The organism is Nonomuraea sp. NPDC003201, from assembly GCF_053590415.1.
Genome location: NZ_JBSFTC010000581.1, coordinates 1 through 3,683 on the forward strand (window position 1 = coordinate 1; position 3,683 = coordinate 3,683).

Consider the following 3,683-nt stretch of genomic DNA (forward strand, 5'->3'; position numbering starts at 1 on the left):
GGGTTCGAATCCCCTCATCTCCACCAGGGGCCGTTCTTGAAATGGCTGGACTGAAGTCGACGCGGGACGACGACGCCGCCCCGCTCGCGCCCAGGCTGGCCGGAGCACTGGCGGGCAAGCGCATGCTGCTCGTCCTCGACAACTGCGAGCACCTGGTGGAGCAGGCGGCCGGGCTGGCCGCCGCCCTCCTGCGCGCCGCCCCGGGGCTGCGCGTGCTGGCCACGAGCCAGGAGCCGCTGGGTGTGACGGGCGAGTCCGTACGCGTGGTGCCGCCCCTGCCCGAACCCGAGGCCGTACGGCTCTTCACGGCCCGGGCGAACGTCCCACCGAGCGAGACCGTGGCCACCATCTGCCGGCGTCTCGACGGCATCCCGCTGGCGCTCGAACTGGCCGCCACCCGCGTGCGCGCCCTCGGGGTGCGGGAGCTGGCCGACCGGCTGGACGACCGGTTCAGGCTGCTCAGCGCGGGCATGCGGGACGCGCCGGCGCGGCAGCGCACGCTCCGGGCGATGATCGACTGGAGCTGGGAGCTGCTGAGCGAACCCGAGCGCGTCGTGCTGCGGCGGCTGGCCGTGCACGCCGACGGGTGCACGCTGGACGCGGCCGAGGAGGTGTGCGCCGAGCCCGGCGTGGACGTGCTCGACACCGTGGCCAGGCTGGTCGACCGGTCGCTGGTGGTGCGCGTGGCCGGGCCGCGCTACCGCCTGCTGGAGTCCGTGACGGCGTACTGCGTGGAGCGGCTGCGCGAGGCGGGCGAGTACGACGCGATCAGGGAGCGCCACGCCCGCCACTACACGGCCCTGGCCGAACGGGCGGACCTCAAGGGGCCCGGGCAGCGGGAATGGCTCGCCCGGCTCGACGCCGAGAGCGCCAATCTCCGGCTCGCCCTCGCGGGACCGGAGCCGCTGCGCCTGGTCAACGCCCTGGCCTGGTACTGGGTCCTGCGCGGCCGCCTGCGCGAGGCCCGCCGCTCGCTGTCGGCGGCCCTGGGTACGCAGGCCGCCTCCGGAGCGGAGGCGGCGCGGGCGTCGGTCTGGCTGGCCGGGATCGAGCTGCTGATCGGCGAGCCCGCCTCGCCGGTCCGGCGGGCCGAGCTCGACCCGGCGGGCGCGGCGCTGGCCGACTGGTTCCTGAGCCACGTCCGGTGGGCCTACGGCGACCGGCGGGCGCACGAGGTGGCGGCGGAGCGAGCGCTGGCGGCCTACCGGGAGCTGGACGATCGGTGGGGTGTGGCGGCGGCGCTCTGCCTGCGCGGGAAGCTCGCCGTCGGCCGGGCCGACCTGGCGGCGATGGAACGCGACGGCGAGCGGGGCCTGGCGCTCTTCAGGGAGCTCGGGGACGAATGGGGGCAGATCGAGGCCATGGACGTGCTCGACCGGGCGGCGGAGATCCGCGGCGACTACGCCAGGGCCGCCCGGCTGCGGGAGGAGGCGCTGCGGCTGGCGGAGGAGCCGGGGTTCGAGGTGTCGTTCCGGGTGGCCGCGCTGGGGCGGATCGCGATGTTGTCCGGCGACTACGGGCGGGCCGACGAACACCACGAGCGCGCCAGGCGGCTGGCGGTCGAGCAGTCGTACAAGTCCGCCGAGGAGAACGCCGTGCTCGGCCTGGCCCTGAGCGCCCGGCGGCAGGGCAGGTACGAGGAGGCGGAGTCGTACCTGCTGTCCCTGCTCGACTGGCTGCGGCAGGTGCGGGGGACGCCCGGGATCGCGTTCGTCATGGCGGAGCTGGGCTTCGCGGCCGAGCAGCGCGGAGCCGTGGCGCTCGCGCTGGCCAGGCATCGCGAGGGGTACGAGGCCGCGCGGGCGAGCGGCGATCCCCGGGCGGTCGCGCTGGCGCTCGAAGGCCTGGCGGGAGCCCTGTCGCTCGACCAGGACGGCAGGCACGTCGAGGCGGCCAGGCTGATCGGAGAGGCCACGGCCATGCGGGCGGCGGCAGGGGCGCCCCTGCCGGTGGGCGAGCGGCTGGACGTGGAGCGGATCGGCGGGCGGCTGCGGACCGTCCTGGGCGGCGAGGCGTTCGAGCAGGCCCTACGGGAGGGGGAACTCGGCGACCACCTCCCAGGCACCCTCGGCGGACGGGCCCGCGTAGAGCCTGCCGCCCAGCGCCTCCACCCGCTCGGCCATCCCGACCAGCCCGAACCCGCCGCCGAGGCGCGACACCTTCGGATCTGACCCCGACCCGAAGTTCCGCACCCGCAGCACCACCACCCTCTCGAAGCGCCGCAGCCCCGCCTCGACCCAGGCGGTACGGGAGGCGTGCTTGCGGATGTTGGTCAGCGATTCCTGGAGCACCCGGTGCAGAGTGGTCATGACCTCGGGTGGCAGCGTGCGATCGTCCAGCCCCTGCCCGATCTCGAACGCCACCTTCGGTCCTTCGGCGGAGAACCGCTCGGTCAGCATCCGCAGGTCGGCCAGCGTGACGCCGGGTTTGCGGGCCGCGTCGTCCTCGGTGCGCAGCACCGTGACCATGCGCCGCATCGAGGTCAGCGCCTCCGATCCGGCCGTGGCGATCGCGTCGAGCGCGGGCGCCACCGCCTCGGGCTTGGTCTCGGCGACCGTACGCGCGGCCTGGGCCTGGACCACGATGCCCGTGATGTAGTGGGCGACCAGGTCGTGCAGCTCCCTGGCGAGTTCGAGGCGTTCGGCCCGCCGTACCGAATAGACGGCCTCCGTGCGGCGCTCCTGCTGGAAGCGGAGGTAACCGCCGACCCCGGCCGCCGTCGACCACCCCGCGAACAGCAGGAACGAGAACGCCAGCCCCGAGTCGTTGTACCTGCGGCCGACGGCCTCGGCCAGCAGCACGATCAGGCCCACGCACGCGAGCACGGCCGCCCGCCGCACCGGCTCCACGTGCCGCAGCACGCCGATGATCAGGATGAGCAGCGATCCCGTCTCCGCCATCCCGGGCACGCCCGGCAGCTCGGTGCTGCCGATGACGATCGACGTGCTGAACGACAGGGCCAGCATGATGCTGAACCCCTCGATCCGGTAGCGGCGCCGCAGCACCACGGCCGCGATGCCGGCCGCGCCGCAGAACGGCACGAGCCACTGGACGCCTCCGGTGACGCCGGCCAGCACGAGGTCGAGCAGCAGCATCATGCCCAGCCAGCCGATCATCGCGATCTCGCTCAGCCGCCGGATCCAGTACACGATGCGCTTGCTCTCCACCACGGCCTCGAGCCTAGGCCGGAAGTCGGACATCTCGTATCAGCCGTTCGGCCGAGACGCATGGCCGGAGACCAGTCCTTCAGCGGAGGCGGGAGCCATGGGGTGTCGCCGATGCTGGGAGATGTCGGAAGGGGACAGGAAATGGTTGCCATCGGATTCGTGCTGCTGGGTGTCGGGCTGCTGGTGGGGGTGCTGCTCGCGCTGGCCGACCCGGTGCTGCTCTCCCGCATCAACGGGGAGCCCGCGGAGGGCGGCAGCGGCCGGTTCATCGAGGCGGATGTCGTACGGCTCCGGCCTCGCTCAGAGGACCACGAGTCCAGGGCGGCCTGAGGACCCGGCTCGCGCGGGCATGGTGCGCGAGCCATCGCGGGGGCCGTTGGGGGACGGTGCCCGCGAGCGGGGCCCTTAGGAGGTGGGGCGGGTAGGGGGGCGACATAAGATAAAAGTGGAGGTGTGTGGGAAGGGTTTTTGTAGCGTGGCAAAAACCCAGCTCGCGGGGCGGACCCCGCCCCGGGG

General features: G+C 73.7%; 2 protein-coding genes. One reads left to right on the top strand and one right to left on the bottom strand.

The features are described from left to right. Positions 1–2,027: 2,027 nt before the first annotated feature. On the bottom strand, positions 2,028–3,170 hold the full coding sequence (locus ACWDX9_RS61080) for a sensor histidine kinase (RefSeq protein ID WP_449973075.1): 1,143 nt from the start codon (positions 3,168–3,170) through the stop codon (positions 2,028–2,030). A gap of 138 nt (positions 3,171–3,308) precedes the next feature. On the opposite strand from ACWDX9_RS61080, the gene ACWDX9_RS61085 reads away from it, so the two are divergent. After that, on the top strand, positions 3,309–3,497 hold the full coding sequence (locus ACWDX9_RS61085; protein ID WP_364242339.1) for a hypothetical protein: 189 nt from the start codon (positions 3,309–3,311) through the stop codon (positions 3,495–3,497). The last annotated feature ends 186 nt before the right edge of the window (positions 3,498–3,683 follow it).

Excerpts from the sequence above, each read along its gene's own strand:
- ACWDX9_RS61085 (WP_364242339.1), top strand. The coding sequence starts at position 3,309 with ATGGTTGCCATCGGATTCGTGCTGCTGGGTGTCGGGCTGCTGGTGGGG.